The following is a 21,616-nucleotide window of genomic DNA, read 5'->3' as shown; positions in this document are numbered from 1 at the left end:
ATGTCAACTGTTGCGTTCCATACGTTAGGTTGTAAAGTAAACCACTATGAAACAGAAGCCATTTGGCAATTGTTTAAACAAGGTGGTTATGAAAGAACAGAATATGAAAAGAAAGCTGATGTATATGTTATTAACACATGTACAGTAACGAATACTGGGGACAAAAAAAGCCGTCAAGTAATCAGACGTGCTGTGCGTCAAAATCCAGATGCAGTTATTTGCGTAACGGGATGTTATGCACAAACATCTCCAGCTGAAATTATGGCGATTCCGGGTGTAGATATTGTAGTTGGTACACAGGATCGTGAAAAGATGTTAGGTTACATCGAAGAATTCCGTAAAGAGCGTCAACCAATTAATGCTGTCCGTAATATTATGAAAACACGTGTGTACGAAGAACTTGATGTACCTTATTTCACGGATCGTACACGTGCGTCTTTAAAAATACAAGAGGGTTGCAATAACTTCTGTACATTCTGTATCATTCCTTGGGCGCGTGGTTTAATGCGTTCTCGTGATGGAAAAGAAGTTATTAAACAAGCACAACAATTAGTGGATGCAGGCTATAAAGAAATCGTATTAACGGGTATTCATACAGGTGGATACGGCGAAGACATAAAAGATTATAACTTAGCTGGATTACTTCGTGATATGGAAGCGGAAGTAGACGGATTAAAACGTCTTCGTATTTCTTCTATTGAAGCGAGTCAAATTTCAGATGAAGTAATTGAAGTGTTAGATAAATCTGAAGTAGTTGTACGCCACTTGCATATTCCGTTGCAATCTGGTTCTAATACTGTATTAAAACGTATGCGTCGTAAATATACGATGGAGTTCTTCCAAGAGCGTTTAGATCGTTTGAAAGAAGCGTTACCAGGCCTTGCGATTACATCTGACGTAATCGTTGGTTTCCCAGGTGAAACAGAAGAAGAATTCATGGAAACATACAATTTCATTAAAGAGAACCGCTTCTCTGAGTTACATGTGTTCCCTTACTCAAAACGTACAGGAACACCTGCAGCACGCATGGAAGATCAAGTTCCTGAAGATGTGAAGAACGATCGTGTTCATCGTTTAATTGAGCTATCTAATCAATTAGCGAAAGAGTACGCATCAGCGTTTGAAGGTGAAGTGCTTGAAATCATTCCGGAAGAGCAATTTAAAGAGGGCGACCGTGAAGGGTTATATGTAGGGTATACAGATAACTACTTAAAAATTGTATTTGAAGGATCAGAAGAATTAATTGGTAAGCTAGTGAAAGTGAAAATTACGAAAGCTGGTTATCCATATAACGAAGCGCAATTTGTTCGTGTTCTTGAAGATGATGTAAAAAAAGAATCAGCTAGCGCATAAAAAGAGCGTGCAACCGGAAACGGTTTGCATGCTTTCTTTATTTGAAGCGCTTAAGTACTATAAGGTGGGGAGGCGTTGCATGCATCCCTGTATGAAAAAAGATGAAATGATAAAAATATAGTTGTCTTCATCAGTAAAGGATACTAGCTATTTGCATAACTTTTGAAAAGGAAATGCTTCTATTCTTCTTTTATTCTGCCAAATAGTTGACCTGAAGTGATAAAATGTATTATAATCGTAAAAGACATGCTGAAGAAGTGTTTCTTTTTGCATGCTGAAGTTAGTATGTAAGTGTGATGTTTCGGAGGGAGGGAAAGAGAATGTCAAAAACAGTCGTTCGTAAAAACGAGTCTTTGGAGGATGCACTTCGCCGTTTTAAAAGATCGGTTTCTAAAACTGGTACACTTGCTGAAGCAAGAAAGCGCGAGTTTTATGAAAAACCAAGTGTAAAACGTAAGAAGAAATCTGAAGCGGCAAGAAAGCGTAAATTCTAAGAGAGGGTGTAAGTTATGAGTCTTCTCGGTCGTTTAAACGATGATATGAAACAAGCGATGAAGAATAAACAAAAAGAAAAATTAACCGTTATTCGTATGGTTAAGGCTGCTTTACAAAATGAAGGTATTAAACTGCAACATACTCTTACTGAAGAAGAGGAAATAACAGTTTTAGCTCGTGAAGTAAAACAGTATAAGGACTCCCTCCTTGAATTTAAAAAAGCTGGTCGTGAAGACCTTGTTAATAAACTGCAAAGTGAAATTCAGATTTTAAGCGCATATTTGCCAGAGCAATTAACTGAAGAAGAACTAGTTGATGTAATCAAGCAAGTTATTTCTGAAGTTGGTGCGACTTCTAAAGCAGATATGGGTAAGGTGATGACTGCTGTTATGCCGAAAGTAAAAGGTAAAACAGACGGATCACTTGTGAATAAGCTGGTTATCCAGCTATTAGCGTAAAAAAACGTCTCATTTCGTATGAGACGTTTTTTTATTGTTCTTATTAAGGAAACGCTATATTGCTTAAAAAGGGTTTCTGTAAGTGATAGAAACCCCTCTAGTTAAAGTTTCAATTTATTATTTCCTTGTATAATTCCGATTCTACACCTGTTCTTACTTCCTTGACTAAAACTTCTTTCGCAAATAAAAGCTAAGTACCGAACCTTCTGAAACTCAGATTGAAGTTTTATAGCTTGCTCTTCAGCATAATCCTCAAAGGTAATGAAAGAGATTCTAACTATTTTAGATTTTGCATCAGTTGCATAAAATGGCCGGATATTACTGTCGGTAACTTGTTTTATAACATTCAAAATTTCTTGACCAAAGCCAATTTCCTTTCGTATTTCCTCATTTATTAATTCATTTTTTAATGAACCCTAATATTTTTTGAAATTCATATAACAACCATCTATAAAATATTCTTACTTAAAACGTAACATTCAGAGTGGAGAAATTTTCTTTTTTTGATTTTATCCCTCATTAACGGGCAGCCCGATTGGTGAGGGTTGATTAAAGTTTCACTTTATCTCATGTGTCCAATAAATGACAACTACTTATTCTATGGTCAGTATGTCACGTCCAGAACGAATTGTAACAGTTTTTTTCAAGTTTCCAACTTCTCGCTAGGCTTAATTTCTTAATGTAACTTGTACTGATATCCTGTAGGGGCGCATATTCTTGTATTAATACTTCTATTATTAAAGGTAACATCCTCTAATCCATCATTGTCCTGACAAATATGATTTCATATAGCGACTGTTTTAATTAACATGATATGAACTCTTACAGAATATAGTTATGTTAGTGAAGTCGTTATAACACGATAGGCGCTTGTGAAGAAATACATATATATGGGATGAGAGGGGGTCTTTCGAGATGAAGAAATTAGAACAAATGAAAAATTGGTTGACAAAACAAGTAGACCTACCAGTGGATGTATTAATGGATCTACCTCGGATTACTCTTGTTGGGCAAATACATATTTATATAGAAAATCATCGGGGGTTATTAGTGTTTTCAGATAAAGAAGTGCGATTGCTTTTAAAACACGGTCAATTATTAATTAAAGGACAATCCTTTGTTATTAAAACGATTCTTCCAGAAGAGCTTTTACTCGAAGGGATAATTGAGCAAGTAACATTTTTAGAAAATGAAAAAAAAGGTGATTGAAGTGAAACTTCCATTTGTGAAGTTTTTCTTCTTTATCCTGTAAAAGTTCCGTTGATAGAGACGGATTACAGTTTTACTCGGTTTCATTTTAGTACGAGCTATTTTAATGCTTCAAATAAAAAAGTAGTATATCTACTTTTAGAAAGGTAGTGAAGGTGGTAAATGAAAAATAAATGGTTTATAAAGTGGCTTGGATATGTAAAAGTGCGAATTGAAGGTAGAGGAGCGGAACGGTTTGTTAATGAATGTGTACGGAGGAATTTATTAGTTTGGGATGTTAAAAAGATAGCTGATGAAACGTTAGTTTTTTGTATATTGTTACGCGATGTGAAAAAAATAAAACCAATTTATAGAAAAAATGAATGTAAATTATATTTTATTGGACGTTATGGTTTTCCTTTTTGGAATAAGCGTTTAATTAAAAATAGTGGATTTTTAATTGGTTTTTTAATTTTCTTTTTTGGTGTGATTGCAATGTCAAATATGGTTTGGAAAATTGAAATTACAGGAGCAAAACCTGAAACAGAATATATATTGATGAAAGAATTGGATAAAATGGGTATTAAAAAAGGGAAACTACAATTTCAAATGCCGAATGTAGAAGATGTACAACGCCATTTGACAGATAATATTAATGCCATTACTTGGGCGGGACTAGAAGTAAGAGGAACGACGTATCATTTTAAAATTGTTGAAAAAAACGAACCGAAGAAAGAAAAGGAACAAAGGCCGCAAAATTTAGTAGCAAAAAAAGAAGCGATTATTACAAAGACGTTCGTAGAAGTTGGAAAGCCGGTTGTACTGAAAAATGATCATGTAGAAAAAGGGCAGATTCTCGTATCAGGAATATATGGTAATGAGGAAAGTCCGACGATTGTTTCAGCGAAAGGTATTGTGTATGGCGAAACGTGGTATACATCTAAGGTGGATGTCCCGTTAAAGACGCAATTCCAAGTGTATACTGGTAACGTATACAATGAACATTTTCTTAAATTTTGGGATACGAAAATAAAAATATGGGGATTTCAGCATGATAAGTATAAACGCTCTCGTACTGAAAGTGTAAAGCATGATGTGAAATTATTTGGTTTTACACTGCCGATTGCATATGAAAAAGATGTTGTGAGAGAAGAGGAAGAAGCGAATCGAGAATATACAGAAAAGCAAGCGCTGAAAGTAGCGAAAGAGATGGCCGAAAAAGAACTAAAGAAAAAATTGGATGAACATGCTATGATTGTAAGTGATAAGATTTTGAGTAAAGAGGTTGAGGCGGGTCAACTAAAGGTCACATTGCATTATACTGTGGTTGAAAATATTGCAGAGCCACAACCAATATCCGAATCCGATATTCAAGGAGACTGAGTAATGGCAGAACAATTAGTAGAAATGAACCAACAATTGGAAAATACTAACGAAGCAATCGCTCTTTTTGGAGTCAATGATGCACATTTAAAAGTAATTGAACGAGAACTGAATGTATCGATCGTAACTAGAGGAGAAACTGTTCATGTATCTGGGGCAGTTGAAACGGTGACACTCGTAGAAAAAATCTTACAGCAATTACTTGTTGTAATTCGTAAAAGTATATCAATTTCAGAGAGAGATGTTGCGTATGCAATTCAGCTTGCACAACAAGGGAAAATTGCTCAATTTGAAGAGTTATATGAAGAAGAAATTTTCAAGACTGCAAAAGGTAAATCCATTCGTGTAAAAACAATGGGGCAAAGACGATATATTCATGCGATGAAGAAGAATGATATTGTCTTTGGGATAGGGCCTGCAGGAACTGGAAAAACATACTTAGCTGTAGTAATGGCTGTGAGGGCTTTAAAACAAGGGTATGTAAAGAAAATTATTTTAACAAGACCTGCTGTAGAAGCTGGAGAAAATTTAGGTTTTTTACCAGGGGATTTGAAAGAGAAGGTAGATCCATACTTACGCCCATTATATGATGCCTTACATGATATTCTTGGACAAGAATATACGCAGCGTATGATGGAGCGAGGAGTAATTGAAATCGCGCCGCTTGCTTATATGAGGGGGCGTACGCTTGATGATTCATTTGTTATTTTAGATGAGGCTCAAAATACAACGGGTGCTCAAATAAAAATGTTTTTAACAAGATTAGGTTTTAGTTCTAAAATGGTTATTACAGGGGACCCTTCACAAGTAGACTTGCCAAAAGGGGTAAAATCAGGGCTATCTATAGCTGCTAATATTTTATCTGGTGTATCAGGTCTGTCATTTATTACATTAGAACAAACGGACGTTGTGAGACATCCATTGGTGCAACGTATTATTGAGGCATATGATAAAATGGAATGATCCTATTTGTCAGGATCATTTCTTTTTGTATGATAAGGTTGGCGAACGTCATATTTTTTACTATCATGAAAGATAAGGAAAATAAACTATAGGTACTAGTGTATAAAATGTTGCCTCAAAGTATCGTTTGGTAGAAGAAATGAAAGCTATAAATAGTTTCACTTTATTTCTGGAGAGGAGAAGGTATTGAAATCATGTCAAGATCTCAAGAAATTTCTAAGTGGTTTCGTAATTTACAACATTCGAAAAAACTAAGTTGGATTTCTTACGTTGTATTAGGAGCGGTGCTGTTTTTTGCGCTTATGAATAATGTAAAACCAGAGCAATTAGATGTTAATATGTATTCTATTGCGAAAAAGACAATCCATTCTCCTATAAAAATTGAAGATAAAGTTACAACGGATAAAAAGAAAAAAGAAGCCGCTACAAAAGTTGAAGATCAATATACATATAAAAGTGAGTATAAACAAAACAAAGTTGATATTGTGAATGACGTCTTTGCTAAAGTGGATGAAGTGGTGCAAGAGATTAAAGCTGTTGGACCGGATGATCAAAAAAAGATGACTGATGCTGAGAAAGTGGAGAAGTTAAAAAAGAAACTACCCGCTGACTTAACGAAAGAATTATCTGATTCAAACTTACTAAGTTTGATTAATGCAGATTCGAGCCAATTAGTATTAGCGAAAGATGCTGCGGTCACAGCAATTAATAGTATCATGACTGAGCATATTAAAATGGACGAATTGAAAGATGCGAAAGAACGATATGTAAGTGAGATGAATAGTGTTAATGTTGATAATGGTTTAAAAGAGTCGATTAAGGCGCTAGGAAGATATGCAATTTCAGCAAACTATTTTTATGACCCGATCTTAACGAAAGAGAAGAGAAAAGCAGAGGAAGATTTAGTTCCACCTGTTTATATTCTTCAAGGACAAGTTCTTGTTAGAGAAGGTGAAACAATTTCAAGTGATGTGTATAATCAGTTGAAATTAGTTGGTTTGTTAGAAAAAGGGAACGGCTTTCAACCTTATGTTGGATTAGCGGTACTCATTGGTGTGTTACTATACTTTATGCATAAACAATTTGAATTATTTTTAAAGAGAAAAAGAGAAGATAGACCGTATGTTTTAGCGTATATTACAATTTTGTCTATCACAATTGTCTTAATGAAAATCATTAGTTTGTTTCAAAAACTTGAATACGCGGGGATTGCATATGTTGTCCCAGTTGCGATGGGAACAATACTTGTAAAACTAATGATTGGTGATCGATTTGTCTTTTTAACGAGTATGATTTTTTCTGTATGCGGAAGTATTATGTTTAATGAAGGAGTAACGAGTACATTAAATTATAGTGTAGGGATTTACGTATTGTTAAGTTCATTATCGGTTAGTATTTTCTTGCGAGAAAAAAATCGTCGTACAATGATTTTACAAGCTGGTATACTCGTTTCTGTATTAAATGTAGTCGTATTGGCGGCGCTCTTATTATTACGTAATGGGAATTTTTCGCCTCTTGAAATTGGTACGCAATTATTAATGGCTTCGCTTTCAGGGATTATATCATCCGTTTTGGCTATGGGGATTTTACCATATTTAGAAAGTGGACTTGGAATCGTATCAAGTATGAAGCTTATGGAACTATCAAGCCCAAATCATCCGCTTTTACGCAGAATTTTGTTAGAAGCGCCAGGGACATATCATCATAGTGTAATGGTAGCGAATCTTTCTGAGGCTGCTTGTGAAGCAGTCGGGGCAAATGGTGTATTAGCGCGTGTAGGGGCATATTATCATGATGTAGGAAAAACAGTACAACCGCAATTTTTTATTGAAAACCAAATGGGAATTGAAAATCCGCATGATAAATTAGATCCTGTAACGAGTAAAGATATTATAATTGCTCACGTAACGGATGGAGTAAGAATGCTCGAAGAATATCATATTCCACAAGAAATTATTGATATCGCTGGGCAACATCACGGTACAACGTTACTGAAATATTTTTATTATAAAGCTATTAAAGAAGATAAAGAAAAATATACAGAAGAGATGTTCCGTTATCCAGGTTCAAAAGCAACTTCGAAAGAATCGGCAATTGTTGGTATTGCTGATAGTGTAGAAGCTGCGGTACGTTCTATGAATCACCCAACGCCAGAACAAATTAATAATTTGGTGCAAAGTATTATTAAAGATCGACTACAAGACGGTCAATTTAGTGAATGTGATTTGACGTTTAAGGAACTACAAATCGTTGGAAAAACGTTGTGTGAAACGTTAAATGGTATTTTCCATTCGCGTATTACATATCCGGAACTTCCGGAAGAAAAGGAGAAAGAATGAGTTTGTTAATTGATTTTATTGATGAAACAGAAGAAGTAAAAGAAGCGTATATGAGTTTAATTCGTGAAGTGTTAGAAAAAGCAGCTCAAATGGAAAATATCGAGGATGGTGCGGAGGTATCGGTGACATTTGTAGATAATGAGCGCATTAGAGAAATTAATCGTGATTACCGAGATAAAGATCAACCTACAGATGTAATATCCTTTGCCATGGAAGAAATGGGAGAAGGAGAAATGGAGATTGTTGGTGCAGAGATGCCGCGCATGTTAGGTGATCTTATTATCTCTATTCCAAGGGCGAAAGAGCAAGCTGAAGAGTACGGACATTCTTTCGATCGTGAACTTGGATTTTTGGCGTTACATGGCTTTTTACATTTACTTGGTTATGATCACATGACAGAAGAAGATGAAAAAGAAATGTTCGGAAGACAAAAAGAAATTTTAGAAGCTTTTGGATTAGGACGATGAAAAAAGGAAAACTTATAGATAGTTTTGGATATGCTATAGCTGGTATATTCTTTTGTTTTCGTCATGAACGAAATATGAAAATCCATTATTTAGCCGCAGTCATTGTTATATGCTGCGGCTTTTATTTCCATATTACGAGAACAGAGTGGATGATATTACTTATTGTAATAGGTAGTGTAATGAGTTTAGAAATGGTAAATACGGCTGTGGAAAAAACAGTAGATTTAGCGACTGCCGATATTCATCCATTTGCAAAAATTGCAAAGGATGTTGCGGCAGGAGCGGTTTTATTGTTTGCAATTATAGCTGTTATAATTGGTGCTATTATCTTTTTACCGTATATGGTATAGTTGCATTCCGAAGCTTTTATTAAGCTTTGGAAGTGCCGTAAGGGGCTTTAATGAGAGAGTGTACCTCTTCATAGCTGTGAACAGGAAGGATGCGGGAATATGAATAGTAAACAATTAATTCTAGAAGCAATCGAAGCGCGTAAACAAGCGTACGTACCATATTCTAAATTTCAAGTAGGTGCAGCACTATTAACGCGCGATGGAAAAGTATATCGTGGATGTAATGTTGAGAATGCATCATATGGCTTATGTAATTGTGCTGAAAGAACAGCTTTATTTAAGGCGGTTTCTGAAGGAGATAAAGAATTTGTAGCCATTGCGGTTGTAGCAGATACAAAGCGCCCAGTACCTCCTTGTGGAGCATGTCGACAAGTTATGGTAGAATTATGTAAACAGGATACGAAAGTATACTTAACAAATTTACATGGTGACGTTCAGGAGACGACAGTCGGAGAATTGTTACCAGGAGCATTTTTAGCGGAGGATTTACATGAATAGAAAAGGTTATAAATCAGGTTTTGTCTCTATTATTGGCAGACCGAATGTTGGGAAATCTACATTTTTAAATCGTATTATCGGCCAGAAAATTGCTATTATGAGTGATAAGCCACAAACGACTCGTAATAAAATTCAAGGTGTATATACAGAAAATGATGCACAAGTTATTTTCATTGATACACCAGGAATACATAAACCTAAACATAAACTAGGCGACTTCATGGTGAAGATGGCGCAAACGACATTAAAAGAAGTTGATATCGTTCTGTTTATGGTTAATGCTGTCGAAGGCTTTGGTCGTGGTGAAGAATTCATCATCGAGAAGTTAAAAGAAACGAAACAACCAGTATTTTTAGTTATTAATAAAATTGACCAACTTCATCCAGAGCAATTACTAGAGTTAATTGATCAATATCGTAAACTACATGAGTTTGCAGAAATTGTACCAATTTCTGCGTTAGACGGTAATAATGTGGACGCTTTAATTGGAACAATTAAAAAGTATTTACCAGAAGGACCACAATACTATCCAGATAATCAAGTAACGGATCATCCGGAGAGATTTATTATTGCAGAGCTTATTCGTGAGAAAGTACTACATTTAACACGTGAAGAAGTGCCGCATTCTGTGGCTGTTGTTATCGATGCGATTCAAAAGCGTGAGGGCGGGGCAGTTTATATAAATGCAACGATTGTTGTTGAACGTGCATCACAAAAAGGAATCATCATCGGAAAACAAGGGAAAATGTTAAAAGAAGTTGGTAAGCGAGCTCGTTTTGATATTGAAGCGCTACTTGGTTCTAAAGTATTTTTAGAAGTATGGGTAAAAGTGCAAAAAGATTGGCGTAATAAAATGTCTCAGCTTCGTGACCTAGGTTTCCGCGAGGATGAGTACTAAAATAGAGTCAAGCTGTAATCAGTGGATGGTTGGTTCATCCACTGATTATTGGTTTTTATGAACTTTGATAAATTAGGAAAAATTTTTCTCACATGAAAATGGACAAAATGGGTCAATTTAATAACAACAAAGGAAATTGGTTTATAGGCTACGCTTATTGAGAAAGGTGGATTCTTATGCTAGATTTTACCTGGAAGTTTTTCTCCAAAACAGGAAGCATTGAAACGTACTTGCTTTTGAAAGAAATGGAAAAAGACGTAAACGATGAGATGGATCAACATGAAGAGGAGCTAGCGCATCTAGACTCTCCAATTTCTTGACCCGTTTTGTTCAAACCTTGGATGGTGACGAACATGTTTCAAAAAGTTGAGGGCATCGTTATCCGTACGACAGATTACGGAGAAACGAACAAGATTGTTACAATATTCTCAAGAGAACTTGGTAAGGTAAGTGCAATGGCAAGAGGGGCAAAAAAACCGAAAAGCCGATTAGCATCTGTGTCGCAATTAATGACACATGGCCAGTTTCTTATTCAAATGGGATCTGGGCTTGGAACATTGCAACAAGGCGAGATTATTTCAACTATGAAAGAAATTCGCGAGGATATATTTTTAACTGCTTATGCATCATTTATTGTTGAATTAACTGATAAAGCAACAGAAGATAAAAAACATAATCCGTATTTATTTGAAATGTTATATCAAACGTTGCATTATATGTGTGAGGGTGTTGATCCAGAAGTATTATCATTAATTTATCAAACGAAAATGCTTCCGGTATTAGGGATGCGCCCGTACTTTGATACATGTGCGATTTGTCATCAAGAAACAGACTTTGTCGCCTTCTCCGTTAGGGAAGGCGGTTTTCTGTGCTCACGTCATGCGGAGCAAGACCCGTATCGTATACCGGTAGGAGAAGCTGTTCATAAATTATTACGTCTTTTCTTCCATTTCGATTTACATAGGCTCGGAAATGTATCGGTAAAGGATAGCACAAAAAAACAAATGCGTTTAGTATTGAATACATATTATGATGAATATTGCGGAATTTATTTGAAATCAAGACGTTTTTTAGAACAACTTGATAAGTTTCAAATATAATTTTGGGCCGTATACGGTCCTTTTTACATACTTTCTTTTTCGAATAGCATATTTAGTATATAATATTTAAGAGATAGTATAACTTTTTTCGTTGTGCATTAAAGGTGGTGATTATCATAGAGCTGAATAAACGGCAAGAACATATAATTCAGATTGTAAAAGATCACGGTCCTATTACAGGGGAATCAATTGCAGCGCAATTGGGTCTAACACGTGCGACGCTAAGACCAGACTTAGCAATTTTAACGATGGCTGGTTATTTAGAAGCACGTCCACGCGTAGGTTATTTTTATACGGGTAAAACTGGGGGGCAGTTATTATCTGAAGCTGTTAAGAAAATTAAAGTACAAGATTATCAATCTAGACCGGTTGTAATTGATAAAAATGTTTCCGTATACGATGCAATTTGTACGATGTTTTTAGAGGACGTTGGTACATTGTTCGTTGTAGATCAGATGACTCTATTAGTTGGTGTTGTGTCTCGTAAAGATTTATTAAGAGCGAGCTTAGGAAAGCAGGATTTAACCTCTCTTCCGGTTAATATTATCATGACAAGGATGCCAAACATTGCGATGTGTCGTAGAGAGGATTCTTTATATGATATTGCGATGGAATTAATAGAAAGACAGATTGATGCAATGCCAGTTGTAAAAGATACGAAACAAGGTTTAGAAGTGATTGGGCGAATTACAAAAACAAATATTACACGTGCGTTTGTAAATTTAGTAAATAACGAATAAGTGTAATTTGTTTAAAGTGAGGTAATGTAATGGATAATAAAATCGTATATGTCGTATCTGACTCTGTAGGGGAAACGGCTGATTTGGTTGTTCGAGCAGCAATGGGGCAATTCCCGTTTGCTCCTGATATTAGACGTGTACCGTATGTAGAAGATACAGGGACATTAAAAGAAGTGATTTCGATTGCTAAGAGTAATCAAGCACTTATATGTTTTACGTTAGTTAAGCCTGATATGCGCAAATATTTAGTAACAGAGGCTGCAAAAGAAGGGGTAGAGGCATACGATATTATCGGCCCTCTTATTGATCAAATTGAAGAAATTACGGGGCAAGTGCCGAGATGTGAGCCAGGCGTTGTCCGTAGGTTAGATGAAGAATACTTTAAAAAGATTGAAGCGATTGAGTTTGCTGTGAAGTATGATGACGGCAGAGATGCACGAGGTATTTTAAAAGCGGATATCGTGTTGATTGGTGTTTCGCGTACATCAAAAACACCACTTTCCCAATATTTAGCTCATAACAAACGCTTGAAAGTTGCGAATGTACCACTCGTGCCAGAAGTTGACCCACCTGAAGAACTATATCAAGTGGCAAAAGAAAAATGTTTCGGTTTGAAAATTACGCCAGATAAGTTAAATCATATTCGAAAAGAACGATTAAAATCACTTGGATTAAGTGATGGAGCAACATATGCAAATATTAATCGTATTCAAGAAGAAATTGATCACTTTGAGGAAGTAATTAGTAAAATAAATTGTCAAGTAATCGATGTATCGAATAAAGCAATTGAAGAAACAGCAAATATTATTGTGAATGCAGTGCAAAACCAAAAAATGTTTTAGCACATTTACCAAAGGTGAATGTGCTTTTTTCGCTCGTGTGAAATATGGTACCTATGGATTTTGTAATAGATTGTAGTGTAATGGTTATACTTATACTCCTTTGTCTTTTAGTATATTCAAGGTGTGAGTTTGTCATCCTGAAATGTAAGATGAAAAAATAAAGGGATATGTAGCGTAGTTGAAGAAAATATATTATAATAAAAAATTGTGATAAAAACCTATATTTTACGTTTAGACTTTAATTTTTCAGAATAAACTAGGGATAGGATTTACGAAAAAGACATGTAATTACGTTAAATCGACAAAATCTATACAAGAAAACGCACATTATGGAAGGATTCACAGAAGGGATGTAGAATACAGAAATATGCAAAGCATTGACAACATATTAGTTGGTGTGGATGTATATCCCGTGAAGGCTGAAATTGTGCAAGTTGGAGCGGAATTTCATGTCGGAATTTTGTTTGTCGCATCATATGCTCATCCTTTAAGGAAATAGCAAGGCCATTGGATCTTTGTAGATACTGAACAAAATGGAGTTGATCGTTATATGGATCAACATGAAAAAGTTACAAATCTCAAGATCAAACGGTATATGTGGCTTGCTACTCTTCTTATAAAAAGGTGTATATGTATTGTTTCTAAGAGATACATTTGTAACAGATGAGCAAATGTATACAATTTTATATAGCAAGTATGTATATGCGATTTATGCAGATAAAGGACCTATAGGAAAGGTTTAAAATCGTTTATACAATGTAATCGGCAACACTTTCTAACAAGTTTAGAAAAATATTGTCGAATTATAAAGGAATTTTTTAATTTATATCGAATACAAAATACGACACGGAGATGGAGTTATGGGGAACAGAATTCCCGAAGAAGTTGTTGAACAGATTCGGACATCATCCGATATTGTAGAAGTCATTGGTGAATACGTTCAACTTAGAAAACAGGGGCGTAACTATTTCGGCCTTTGTCCATTTCATGGTGAGAAATCTCCTTCATTCTCTGTTTCATCTGATAAGCAAATTTTTCATTGCTTCGGATGTGGAGAAGGTGGAAATGTATTTTCCTTTCTAATGAAAATGGAAGGACTGGCTTTTACCGAGGCTGTTCAAAAGCTAGGCGAAAGAAATGGAATTGCGGTTGCAGAGTATACATCAGGGCAAGGACAACAAGAAGACATATCTGATGACACTGTCATCATGCAACAAGCTCATGAATTATTGAAAAAGTATTATCATCATTTATTAGTAAATACGGAAGAGGGAAATGAAGCACTTTCATATTTATTAAACCGTGGTATTACGAAAGAGATGATTGAGAAGTTTGAAATTGGTTATGCATCACCTGCCTGGGATGCAGCGACGAAAATTTTACAAAAAAGAGGTTTATCGCTGTCTAGTATGGAACAAGCTGGCCTTCTAATAAGAAGTGAGAAGGATGGTAGTCATTATGATCGCTTCCGTGGAAGAGTTATGTTCCCGATTTATACGTTACAAGGTAAGGTGATAGCGTTTAGTGGAAGGGCGTTAGGAGATGACACTCCGAAATATTTAAATAGCCCTGAAACACCGATTTTTCACAAAAGTAAATTGTTGTATAACTTCCACCAAGCAAGACCGTTTATTAGAAAACGTGGGCAAGTGGTTCTTTTTGAAGGATATGCCGATGTACTAGCTGCGGTAAAAAGTGGTGTGGAAGAAGCTGTTGCGACAATGGGAACAGCTTTAACTGAAGAACAAGCAAAACTTCTGCGACGTAACGTTGAAACTGTTGTTCTTTGCTATGATGGTGATAAAGCAGGGCGAGAAGCGACGATGAAAGCAGGGCAATTATTGCTAAAAGTTGGTTGCCAAGTGAAAGTCACATCCTTGCCAGATAAGCTTGATCCTGATGAATATGTGCAACAATATGGGACTACTGCTTTTGAAAATCTTGTGAAATCAAGTGTGAGTTTTGTTGGTTTTAAAATAAATTATTTGCGTTTAGGGAAAAATTTGCAAGATGAGTCTGGCAAAGAAGAATATGTGAAAAGTGTTTTAAAAGAGTTATCGTTGTTACAAGATGCGATGCAGGCAGAGTCATATTTGAAGTCATTATCGCAAGAATTTTCGTATTCAATGGAAACACTTTTGAATCAATTGCACCAATATCGCAAAGAACAAAAGGTACAGCAAAAACAAATAAAGCAGGTTGCTAAACCGTCTCAAGTCGTTCAAACAAAACCGAAGTTAACAGGTTTTGAAAGAGCGGAAAGAGAAATTATTTACCATATGTTGCAAAGTGCAGAAGTAGCTGTTCGTATGGAATCCCATATAGAAGATTTTCATACAGAAGAACATAAAGGGATTTTATATGAACTATACGCATATTATGAAAAGGGAAATGAACCTTCAGTCGGAACATTTTTAAGTTGGCTCTCTGATGAAAAGTTGAAAAATATTATCACTGATATTTCGACGGATGAATTTATTAATCCAGAATACACAGAAGAAGTGTTGCAAGGCCATTTGGAGACGCTTAGACGGCATCAGGAAAAACTTGAAAAGATGGAGATCATCTTTAAAGTGAAACAAATGGAAAAAACAGATCCTGTAGAGGCTGCTAAATATTATGTAGCATATTTACAAAATCAAAAAGCGAGAAAATAGCTTTTTTGATAAAGTTTTAGTATAATGAATGTTTGTATCTCGCGTAAGGAGGGGAACAGATGGCTGACAAACCAGCTCGTTCTAAACAAATTGAAACTGAAATGACCCTTGAGCAAGTGAAAGAACAACTCACTGAGCTCGGAAAAAAACGTGGCGTTCTTACATATGAAGAGATTGCAGAACGCATGAATGGATTTGAAATTGAATCCGATCAAATGGATGAATACTATGAATATTTAGGTGAACAAGGCATTGACTTAGTTGGTGATAATGACAACGAAGAAGGCCCTAATAATCGCCAAATTACAAAAACAGAAGAAGAGTTTGACCTCAATGATTTAAGTGTACCACCTGGGGTTAAAATCAACGATCCTGTTCGTATGTATTTAAAAGAAATTGGTCGTGTAGACTTACTATCTGCAGAAGAAGAAATTCGACTTGCAACGCGTATTGAAGAAGGCGATGAAGAAGCGAAACGTCGTCTTGCAGAAGCAAACTTACGTCTTGTAGTAAGTATTGCAAAGCGCTATGTAGGCCGTGGCATGCTTTTCCTAGACTTAATTCAAGAAGGTAATATGGGTCTAATTAAAGCTGTTGAAAAGTTCGATTATCGTAAAGGTTTCAAATTTAGTACGTATGCAACTTGGTGGATTCGCCAAGCTATTACACGTGCCATTGCAGACCAAGCACGAACAATTCGTATTCCAGTTCATATGGTTGAAACGATTAATAAGTTAATTCGTGTACAACGTCAATTATTACAAGATTTAGGTCGTGAACCATCTCCTGAAGAGATTGGTGAAGAAATGGATCTTGCTCCAGAAAAAGTACGTGAAATCTTAAAAATTGCACAGGAGCCAGTTTCTCTTGAAACACCAATTGGTGAAGAAGATGACTCCCATTTAGGTGACTTTATTGAAGACCAAGAAGCAACATCGCCTGCGGACCATGCGGCCTATGAATTGCTAAAAGAACAATTAGAAGATGTGTTAGATACGCTAACAGATCGTGAAGAAAATGTTCTACGTCTTCGTTTCGGTTTAGATGATGGACGAACTCGTACGCTTGAAGAAGTTGGGAAAGTATTCGGCGTAACGAGAGAGCGTATTCGTCAAATTGAAGCAAAAGCACTTCGCAAATTAAGACATCCAAGCCGTAGTAAGCGTCTTAAGGATTTCTTAGAATAGGTTATTTTTTAAGTTTACTTCACCTTTGTGAAGTAAACTTTTTTATTTTGTTAATTTTTGTTAAAATTTAGCTATCGGCAACGATTACAATTTCTTGTAATTTATTTTACAGAATTGTCTTTTGATTTGCAAATGCTCATTTTTCGATTTTTCGATTAATTTTGTTTATTATATACAAAAATATATGTAGAAAAGCGAAAAATATGATGAGAAACGTTAATAATTATCGAAATAATAAGCGATATGACAATAAAAAACAATAAACTGAATTTATGGAATATTTTTAACAAGTGGTAGTTTACTCTTTTCTGATAGAGCGTTTTCAAGTACAATGGAAATGACTGAATCATCTAACTATTTAGGGGTATAGAGGGGGGAGAAGAGATATGAAACGTAATCCGCTGATTCCGTTCGCTCTTATTGCAGCATTGGGTATTATCGTTATGTTTGTATTTTCATTTCAGGGGCTAAATAAATCTAAAGAGTTAGCTGATGCAAAAAATGGCGGGAAGCCAGCACAAACAGCATCAAAGCCAGAGGATATTGTGAAGCAAAGCTGTACGAGCTGCCATGGTGATCAGTTACAAGGGGCAGTTGGACCTAACTTACAAAAAATTGGTGGGAAACTTTCAAAGGATGAAATTAAAGAAATTCTTTCGAAAGGAAAAGGCAATATGCCTGCCAATATAGTTCCAGCTGATCAAGCCGCTAAAGTAGCTGATTGGTTATCGAAGAAAAAATAAAGTTCCGTATGACAAGCCTTTTGCTTATGCAAAGGGCTTGTTTTTCTATATTTTCTAAAATACGATGAATGATAGAGCGGTGAATTGTTGTTATGGGCTTGCAACAACTACTATAAATTCATTATCATGGAGACAGACAGACTGACAAGAGAAGGAGTAATGGAAATACATGAATGAAGTAAAGCTTTCAAAACGATTAGAAGAAGTTGTACGTGAAATACCAGTAGGATCTACAGTTGCTGATATTGGATCGGATCATGCGTATTTACCGTGTTATACAATTATAAATAATATTGCTACAAAAGCAGTTGCAGGAGAGGTTGTAGATGGACCATTTCGCTCTGCGCAAGCAACTGTAGCTGAAAGTGGTTTACAAGATAAAGTAGATGTGCGTAAAGGGAATGGATTAGCTGTTATCGCGCCAGGAGAAGTAGATGTAATTACGGTTGCCGGAATGGGCGGAGCGTTAATTCGTGACATTTTAGAAAGTGGTAAAGAGAAATTAGAAGGTGTAACACGTTTAATTTTACAGCCTAATATTGCAGCGCATCATATTCGTGAATGGTTTATTGAGAATGGTTGGGAGCTTATCCATGAAAAAATCGTAAAAGAAGATGGGAAAATTTACGAAATTTTAGTAGGGGAGCGCGGAAATGTTGTAGCGCCTTACTCTGAAAATAAACAAGCTGAATTGTTTATGGGACCATTTTTAATAACAGAAAAAAGTGAAGCCTTCGTTGAAAAATGGGAAGGAGAATTAAAAAACTTCCAAAATATTTTAAAACAGTTAGAACGTGCGGCTGATTCTGAAGAAACAAAAGCGAAGCGTGGGGAAGTAGAAGCGAAAATGAAAATGATAGGGGAGGTTTTATCATGAGTAAAATTCCAAACGGCCATGAAATTATTTCTTTATTTGAAAGTATGTATCCGAAGCATTTGGCAATGGAAGGAGATAAGATTGGTCTGCAGATTGGAGCGCTTAATAAACCCGTGCAGCACGTATTGATTGCGCTAGATGTAACGGAAGAAGTTGTGGATGAAGCAATTCAATTAGGGGCAAATGTCATTATTGCTCATCATCCTTTAATTTTTAACCCGTTAAAAGCGATTCATACAGATAAGGTGTATGGGAAAATTATTGAAAAGTGTATTAAAAATGATATTGCAATCTATGCAGCGCATACAAATGTGGATGTTGCTAAGGGCGGGGTAAACGATTTACTTGCTGAGGCGTTAGGATTGCAAAATACAGAAGTTCTAGCACCGACATATGCAGAAGAAATGAAAAAAGTTGTTGTGTTTGTGCCAGTCACTCATGCAGAAGAAGTAAGGAAAGCATTAGGAGACGCAGGTGCTGGTCATATCGGCAATTATAGCCACTGTACGTTTAGTAGCGAGGGTACAGGCACATTTGTACCTCAAGAGGGGACAAATCCTTATATCGGGGAAACTGGACAGTTAGAACGTGTAGAAGAAGTGCGAATCGAAACGATTATTCCAGCTTCATTACAGCGGAAAGTGATTAAAGCAATGATAACGGCGCATCCGTATGAAGAAGTAGCATACGATGTGTATCCGCTTGATAATAAAGGTGAAACGTTAGGCCTAGGAAAAATAGGATACTTACAAGAAGAAATGACGCTTGGTCAATTTGCAGAACATGTGAAACAATCATTAGACGTGAATGGCGCAAGAGTTGTCGGTAAGTTAGATGATAAAGTGCGTAAAGTAGCTGTACTTGGTGGAGATGGTAATAAATATATAAACCAAGCGAAATTTAAAGGAGCAGATGTATATGTAACTGGTGACATCTACTATCATGTTGCTCATGATGCGATGATGCTCGGTTTAAATATAGTTGACCCAGGACATAATGTTGAAAAAGTAATGAAACAAGGTGTGCAAAAGCAATTACAAGAAAAAGTGGATGCAAAGAAACTCAATGTACACATTCATGCTTCGCAGTTACATACAGATCCATTTATATTTGTATAAGAAAAATAAAAACCGTTGCTCATGTAAGCAACGGTTTTTATTATTGTTCTTTTTTCACTTTCACGCGAGGTAATATTTTTTGTAACGGTACTTTTCGAACTCTTTCCCATGTAGCGGGATTCATTGGGTCATATTGCTCTAAGAACGCGATAACTTCTTTTGTAATCGGCGTTGGAGTAGAAGCACCTGCTGTAACAGCTACGTTTTCTACACCTTGTAGCCACTCTAATTGAATTTCGCTTACATCAGCAACTCGATATGCTTTTGTACCCGCGATTTCTTGTGATACTTGTGCTAAGCGATTTGAATTGTTACTTTTCGGATCACCAACAACAATTGTTAAGTCTGCAACATCAGCTTGTTTAGCGACAGCTTCTTGGCGAACTTGAGTAGCTAAACAAATTTCTTTATGGAATTCTGCTGTTGGGAATTTTTTTTGAATGTCCTCCATTAAATGTTGAACATCCCATTGACTCATCGTTGTTTGATTCGTTACTAAAATTTTATCTGTTGGAATTTCTAATGTTTTTAAATCATCGGCTCTTTCGATAAGGTGAACGATGTCAGGTGCAATACCAACTGCGCCTTCTGGCTCTGGATGATTTTTTTTACCGATATAAATGACATGATACCCTTCCGCTTTCTTAGCTTCGATAAGGTCATGCGTTTTGGTAACATCTGGGCAAGTGGCATCGATTGTTGTTAAACCTTTTTCTTTTGCGCGTTGTTTAACTTCTGGAGAAACACCGTGTGCTGTGAAAATAACAGTACCAGAATCAATTTTATCTAAAATTTCTAAGCGACTTGGACCGTCTAATGTGATGATTCCATCTTCTTCAAAAGCGTCTGTAACATGTTTATTGTGAACAATCATACCTAAAATATAAATGGGTCTCGGCAATGATTTATCTAATGCAGCGTTACGTGCAATTACCATTGCATCGACAACACCGTAGCAATAACCACGAGGGGAAATTTTAACAATTTTCATATGAGTAATCCTCTCCTTCTAAACAAGGGATACTTTTGTGCATAGTCTTTTACATTATAAAGGAGGAGTGGATAGAAAACAAAGGATTGTTACACATATAGTTTTGGTTTTGTTGCTGTTTGTTGAACTGGTTCTTTCGGTAACTCTTTTTCTATTACAGGTTCAATCACTATTTTCTTTCGTTTTCGTTTCTTTTTTTGAGGTGCAGGAGGCGGACTTTCTACCTCAACTGGCTCTGTTACATTTTCCGTTTGATTTTCTTCCGTACTTTTTCCAGAGGTGAGGATTTTAACAATGCTTGGTAGACTACGCATAATAGGACCATACTGTTCGACGACAGGACCTACAGATTGAACGACTTGGGATACTTTTTCGATGTTGTTTATCATATTAGTAGGATTCGAAATTAAGTTCGAAAAGAAACTGCCGATGCCACTGCTTGCTGTTGTGGCAGCTGTAGTTGCGCCGCCGCGCGTTTCATTTGATTCATACATTTGAGGCGGTATCATTTGCTCAGGATGTTGCTGCATGTATGGTTGATATTGTGGATGTTGCTGCTGATATTGTTGCTGGTATTGCTGCTGATATTGCTGTTGATATTGTGGCGGCGGTGGTGGTTGCTGATGCATCATCAGTTGCCCTTCCATTTGTCGGTAAGGTGGAACCATTTGCATAAAAGGCTCGGTTGGATCGTGTTTTTTAAAAAGCTTAGCAAGAAAACCTTTCTTTTTTTGTGCCATTGGTGGTAGTTGTGGAATTGGATATGGTGTATAAGGTTGCTGCCCTGGATTCGGATACATTTGCCTTGTAGGGGATTTCGGAAACATGTGAGAAATCCTCCTTTCTTCAGTTAGGTATATACACATACAATATGCAATAAAAGGGAAGAAGGTTAGTTTTTGAAGTGAAAACCTAAACTAAAGATGGATTTTACTTGTAGATTTCGATATAATGTAGACTTGACTGATT

At 36.1% G+C, this 21,616-nt stretch carries 22 protein-coding genes; 20 read left to right on the top strand and 2 right to left on the bottom strand.

The genetic code is table 11. The features are described from left to right. The 20 genes from mtaB (at position 1) to NST86_RS21780 (ending at position 19,656) form a co-directional block, all read left to right on the top strand. Positions 1–1,353 (top strand): tRNA (N(6)-L-threonylcarbamoyladenosine(37)-C(2))-methylthiotransferase MtaB, encoded by a 1,353-nt coding sequence (gene mtaB / locus NST86_RS21875; RefSeq protein WP_000108676.1) that lies wholly within the window; start codon positions 1–3, stop codon positions 1,351–1,353. A gap of 320 nt (positions 1,354–1,673) precedes the next feature. Continuing rightward, positions 1,674–1,847, top strand: a complete 174-nt coding sequence (gene rpsU, locus NST86_RS21870) for a 30S ribosomal protein S21 (protein ID WP_000048061.1) — start codon at positions 1,674–1,676, stop codon at positions 1,845–1,847. Positions 1,848–1,862: 15 nt separating this feature from the next. Continuing rightward, a complete protein-coding gene (locus NST86_RS21865; protein WP_000054562.1) occupies positions 1,863–2,306 on the top strand; it encodes a GatB/YqeY domain-containing protein in 444 nt (147 codons plus the stop codon). Between the two features lie 915 nt (positions 2,307–3,221). Further along, positions 3,222–3,515, top strand: coding sequence for a sporulation protein YqfC (yqfC, locus tag NST86_RS21860; RefSeq protein ID WP_000732269.1), 294 nt, complete (start codon positions 3,222–3,224; stop codon positions 3,513–3,515). A gap of 162 nt (positions 3,516–3,677) precedes the next feature. Further along, positions 3,678–4,877, top strand: coding sequence for a sporulation protein YqfD (gene yqfD / locus NST86_RS21855; protein WP_044795888.1), 1,200 nt, complete (start codon positions 3,678–3,680; stop codon positions 4,875–4,877). 3 nt (positions 4,878–4,880) lie between these two features. After that, on the top strand, positions 4,881–5,840 hold the full coding sequence (locus NST86_RS21850) for a PhoH family protein (protein WP_000840520.1): 960 nt from the start codon (positions 4,881–4,883) through the stop codon (positions 5,838–5,840). A 194-nt stretch (positions 5,841–6,034) separates the two neighbouring features. Next, on the top strand, positions 6,035–8,179 hold the full coding sequence (locus tag NST86_RS21845; RefSeq protein WP_000091514.1) for an HD family phosphohydrolase: 2,145 nt from the start codon (positions 6,035–6,037) through the stop codon (positions 8,177–8,179). Continuing rightward, positions 8,176–8,646: an rRNA maturation RNase YbeY gene (ybeY, locus tag NST86_RS21840; protein ID WP_000054679.1), complete on the top strand. Its 471-nt coding sequence runs from the start codon at positions 8,176–8,178 to the stop codon at positions 8,644–8,646. Before NST86_RS21845 ends, ybeY begins: the two co-directional genes overlap by 4 nt. Further along, complete coding sequence (locus tag NST86_RS21835; protein ID WP_000715469.1) at positions 8,643–8,996, top strand: diacylglycerol kinase family protein; 354 nt, start codon at positions 8,643–8,645, stop codon at positions 8,994–8,996. The genes ybeY and NST86_RS21835 overlap by 4 nt, the downstream gene beginning before the upstream one ends. Positions 8,997–9,095: 99 nt before the next feature. Continuing rightward, positions 9,096–9,494 (top strand): cytidine deaminase, encoded by a 399-nt coding sequence (locus NST86_RS21830; RefSeq protein WP_001086282.1) that lies wholly within the window; start codon positions 9,096–9,098, stop codon positions 9,492–9,494. Further along, the gene (gene era, locus NST86_RS21825; RefSeq protein WP_001080229.1) at positions 9,487–10,392 is read left to right on the top strand and encodes a GTPase Era; all 906 of its coding nucleotides are present in this window, start codon (positions 9,487–9,489) and stop codon (positions 10,390–10,392) included. The genes NST86_RS21830 and era overlap by 8 nt, the downstream gene beginning before the upstream one ends. A 176-nt stretch (positions 10,393–10,568) precedes the next feature. Beyond that, on the top strand, positions 10,569–10,712 hold the full coding sequence (locus NST86_RS21820) for a YqzL family protein (RefSeq protein WP_000883924.1): 144 nt from the start codon (positions 10,569–10,571) through the stop codon (positions 10,710–10,712). Between the two features lie 33 nt (positions 10,713–10,745). After that, entirely contained in the window at positions 10,746–11,492 is a 747-nt protein-coding gene (recO, locus tag NST86_RS21815) for a DNA repair protein RecO (protein ID WP_000487013.1), read from the top strand. A gap of 107 nt (positions 11,493–11,599) precedes the next feature. Next, the gene (locus NST86_RS21810) at positions 11,600–12,232 is read left to right on the top strand and encodes a helix-turn-helix transcriptional regulator (protein WP_000583756.1); all 633 of its coding nucleotides are present in this window, start codon (positions 11,600–11,602) and stop codon (positions 12,230–12,232) included. Positions 12,233–12,261: 29 nt separating this feature from the next. After that, a complete protein-coding gene (locus tag NST86_RS21805; RefSeq protein ID WP_000368935.1) occupies positions 12,262–13,074 on the top strand; it encodes a pyruvate, water dikinase regulatory protein in 813 nt (270 codons plus the stop codon). An 860-nt stretch (positions 13,075–13,934) separates the two neighbouring features. Next, complete coding sequence (dnaG, locus tag NST86_RS21800; protein ID WP_061663043.1) at positions 13,935–15,731, top strand: DNA primase; 1,797 nt, start codon at positions 13,935–13,937, stop codon at positions 15,729–15,731. 59 nt (positions 15,732–15,790) lie between these two features. Beyond that, positions 15,791–16,918 carry an RNA polymerase sigma factor RpoD gene (rpoD, locus tag NST86_RS21795; RefSeq protein WP_000764066.1) on the top strand — a complete coding sequence of 376 codons (1,128 nt, stop codon included), beginning with the start codon at positions 15,791–15,793 and terminating at the stop codon, positions 16,916–16,918. 386 nt (positions 16,919–17,304) lie between these two features. Further along, positions 17,305–17,661: a cytochrome c550 gene (gene cccA, locus NST86_RS21790; protein WP_000828141.1), complete on the top strand. Its 357-nt coding sequence runs from the start codon at positions 17,305–17,307 to the stop codon at positions 17,659–17,661. Between the two features lie 169 nt (positions 17,662–17,830). After that, positions 17,831–18,538 carry a tRNA (adenine(22)-N(1))-methyltransferase gene (locus tag NST86_RS21785; RefSeq protein WP_001006545.1) on the top strand — a complete coding sequence of 236 codons (708 nt, stop codon included), beginning with the start codon at positions 17,831–17,833 and terminating at the stop codon, positions 18,536–18,538. Then, positions 18,535–19,656: a Nif3-like dinuclear metal center hexameric protein gene (locus NST86_RS21780; RefSeq protein WP_061663042.1), complete on the top strand. Its 1,122-nt coding sequence runs from the start codon at positions 18,535–18,537 to the stop codon at positions 19,654–19,656. The genes NST86_RS21785 and NST86_RS21780 overlap by 4 nt, the downstream gene beginning before the upstream one ends. 40 nt (positions 19,657–19,696) lie before the next feature. Here NST86_RS21780 and NST86_RS21775 read toward each other — a convergent pair whose 3' ends face one another. Together NST86_RS21775 and NST86_RS21770 are read right to left on the bottom strand one after the other, a co-directional pair. Continuing rightward, on the bottom strand, positions 19,697–20,647 hold the full coding sequence (locus NST86_RS21775; RefSeq protein WP_000706659.1) for a 4-hydroxy-3-methylbut-2-enyl diphosphate reductase: 951 nt from the start codon (positions 20,645–20,647) through the stop codon (positions 19,697–19,699). Positions 20,648–20,736: 89 nt separating this feature from the next. Beyond that, on the bottom strand, positions 20,737–21,474 hold the full coding sequence (locus NST86_RS21770; protein ID WP_061663041.1) for a YqfQ family protein: 738 nt from the start codon (positions 21,472–21,474) through the stop codon (positions 20,737–20,739). Between the last annotated feature and the right edge of the window lie 142 nt (positions 21,475–21,616).

It is taken from the genome of Bacillus sp. FSL L8-0199, from assembly GCF_038005705.1.
Taxonomy (GTDB): Bacteria; Bacillota; Bacilli; order Bacillales; family Bacillaceae_G; genus Bacillus_A; species Bacillus_A cereus.
This window is presented reverse-complemented; position numbering and strand designations above follow the sequence as displayed.

Coding starts and splice junctions, on each gene's coding strand:
- mtaB (WP_000108676.1), top strand. CDS start 1: ATGTCAACTGTTGCGTTCCATACGTTAGGTTGTAAAGTAAACCACTAT.
- rpsU (WP_000048061.1), top strand. CDS start 1,674: ATGTCAAAAACAGTCGTTCGTAAAAACGAGTCTTTGGAGGATGCACTT.
- NST86_RS21865 (WP_000054562.1), top strand. CDS start 1,863: ATGAGTCTTCTCGGTCGTTTAAACGATGATATGAAACAAGCGATGAAG.
- yqfC (WP_000732269.1), top strand. CDS start 3,222: ATGAAGAAATTAGAACAAATGAAAAATTGGTTGACAAAACAAGTAGAC.
- yqfD (WP_044795888.1), top strand. CDS start 3,678: ATGAAAAATAAATGGTTTATAAAGTGGCTTGGATATGTAAAAGTGCGA.
- NST86_RS21850 (WP_000840520.1), top strand. CDS start 4,881: ATGGCAGAACAATTAGTAGAAATGAACCAACAATTGGAAAATACTAAC.
- NST86_RS21845 (WP_000091514.1), top strand. CDS start 6,035: ATGTCAAGATCTCAAGAAATTTCTAAGTGGTTTCGTAATTTACAACAT.
- ybeY (WP_000054679.1), top strand. CDS start 8,176: ATGAGTTTGTTAATTGATTTTATTGATGAAACAGAAGAAGTAAAAGAA.
- NST86_RS21835 (WP_000715469.1), top strand. CDS start 8,643: ATGAAAAAAGGAAAACTTATAGATAGTTTTGGATATGCTATAGCTGGT.
- NST86_RS21830 (WP_001086282.1), top strand. CDS start 9,096: ATGAATAGTAAACAATTAATTCTAGAAGCAATCGAAGCGCGTAAACAA.
- era (WP_001080229.1), top strand. CDS start 9,487: ATGAATAGAAAAGGTTATAAATCAGGTTTTGTCTCTATTATTGGCAGA.
- NST86_RS21820 (WP_000883924.1), top strand. CDS start 10,569: ATGCTAGATTTTACCTGGAAGTTTTTCTCCAAAACAGGAAGCATTGAA.
- recO (WP_000487013.1), top strand. CDS start 10,746: ATGTTTCAAAAAGTTGAGGGCATCGTTATCCGTACGACAGATTACGGA.
- NST86_RS21805 (WP_000368935.1), top strand. CDS start 12,262: ATGGATAATAAAATCGTATATGTCGTATCTGACTCTGTAGGGGAAACG.
- dnaG (WP_061663043.1), top strand. CDS start 13,935: ATGGGGAACAGAATTCCCGAAGAAGTTGTTGAACAGATTCGGACATCA.
- rpoD (WP_000764066.1), top strand. CDS start 15,791: ATGGCTGACAAACCAGCTCGTTCTAAACAAATTGAAACTGAAATGACC.
- cccA (WP_000828141.1), top strand. CDS start 17,305: ATGAAACGTAATCCGCTGATTCCGTTCGCTCTTATTGCAGCATTGGGT.
- NST86_RS21785 (WP_001006545.1), top strand. CDS start 17,831: ATGAATGAAGTAAAGCTTTCAAAACGATTAGAAGAAGTTGTACGTGAA.
- NST86_RS21780 (WP_061663042.1), top strand. CDS start 18,535: ATGAGTAAAATTCCAAACGGCCATGAAATTATTTCTTTATTTGAAAGT.
- NST86_RS21775 (WP_000706659.1), bottom strand. CDS start 20,647: ATGAAAATTGTTAAAATTTCCCCTCGTGGTTATTGCTACGGTGTTGTC.
- NST86_RS21770 (WP_061663041.1), bottom strand. CDS start 21,474: ATGTTTCCGAAATCCCCTACAAGGCAAATGTATCCGAATCCAGGGCAG.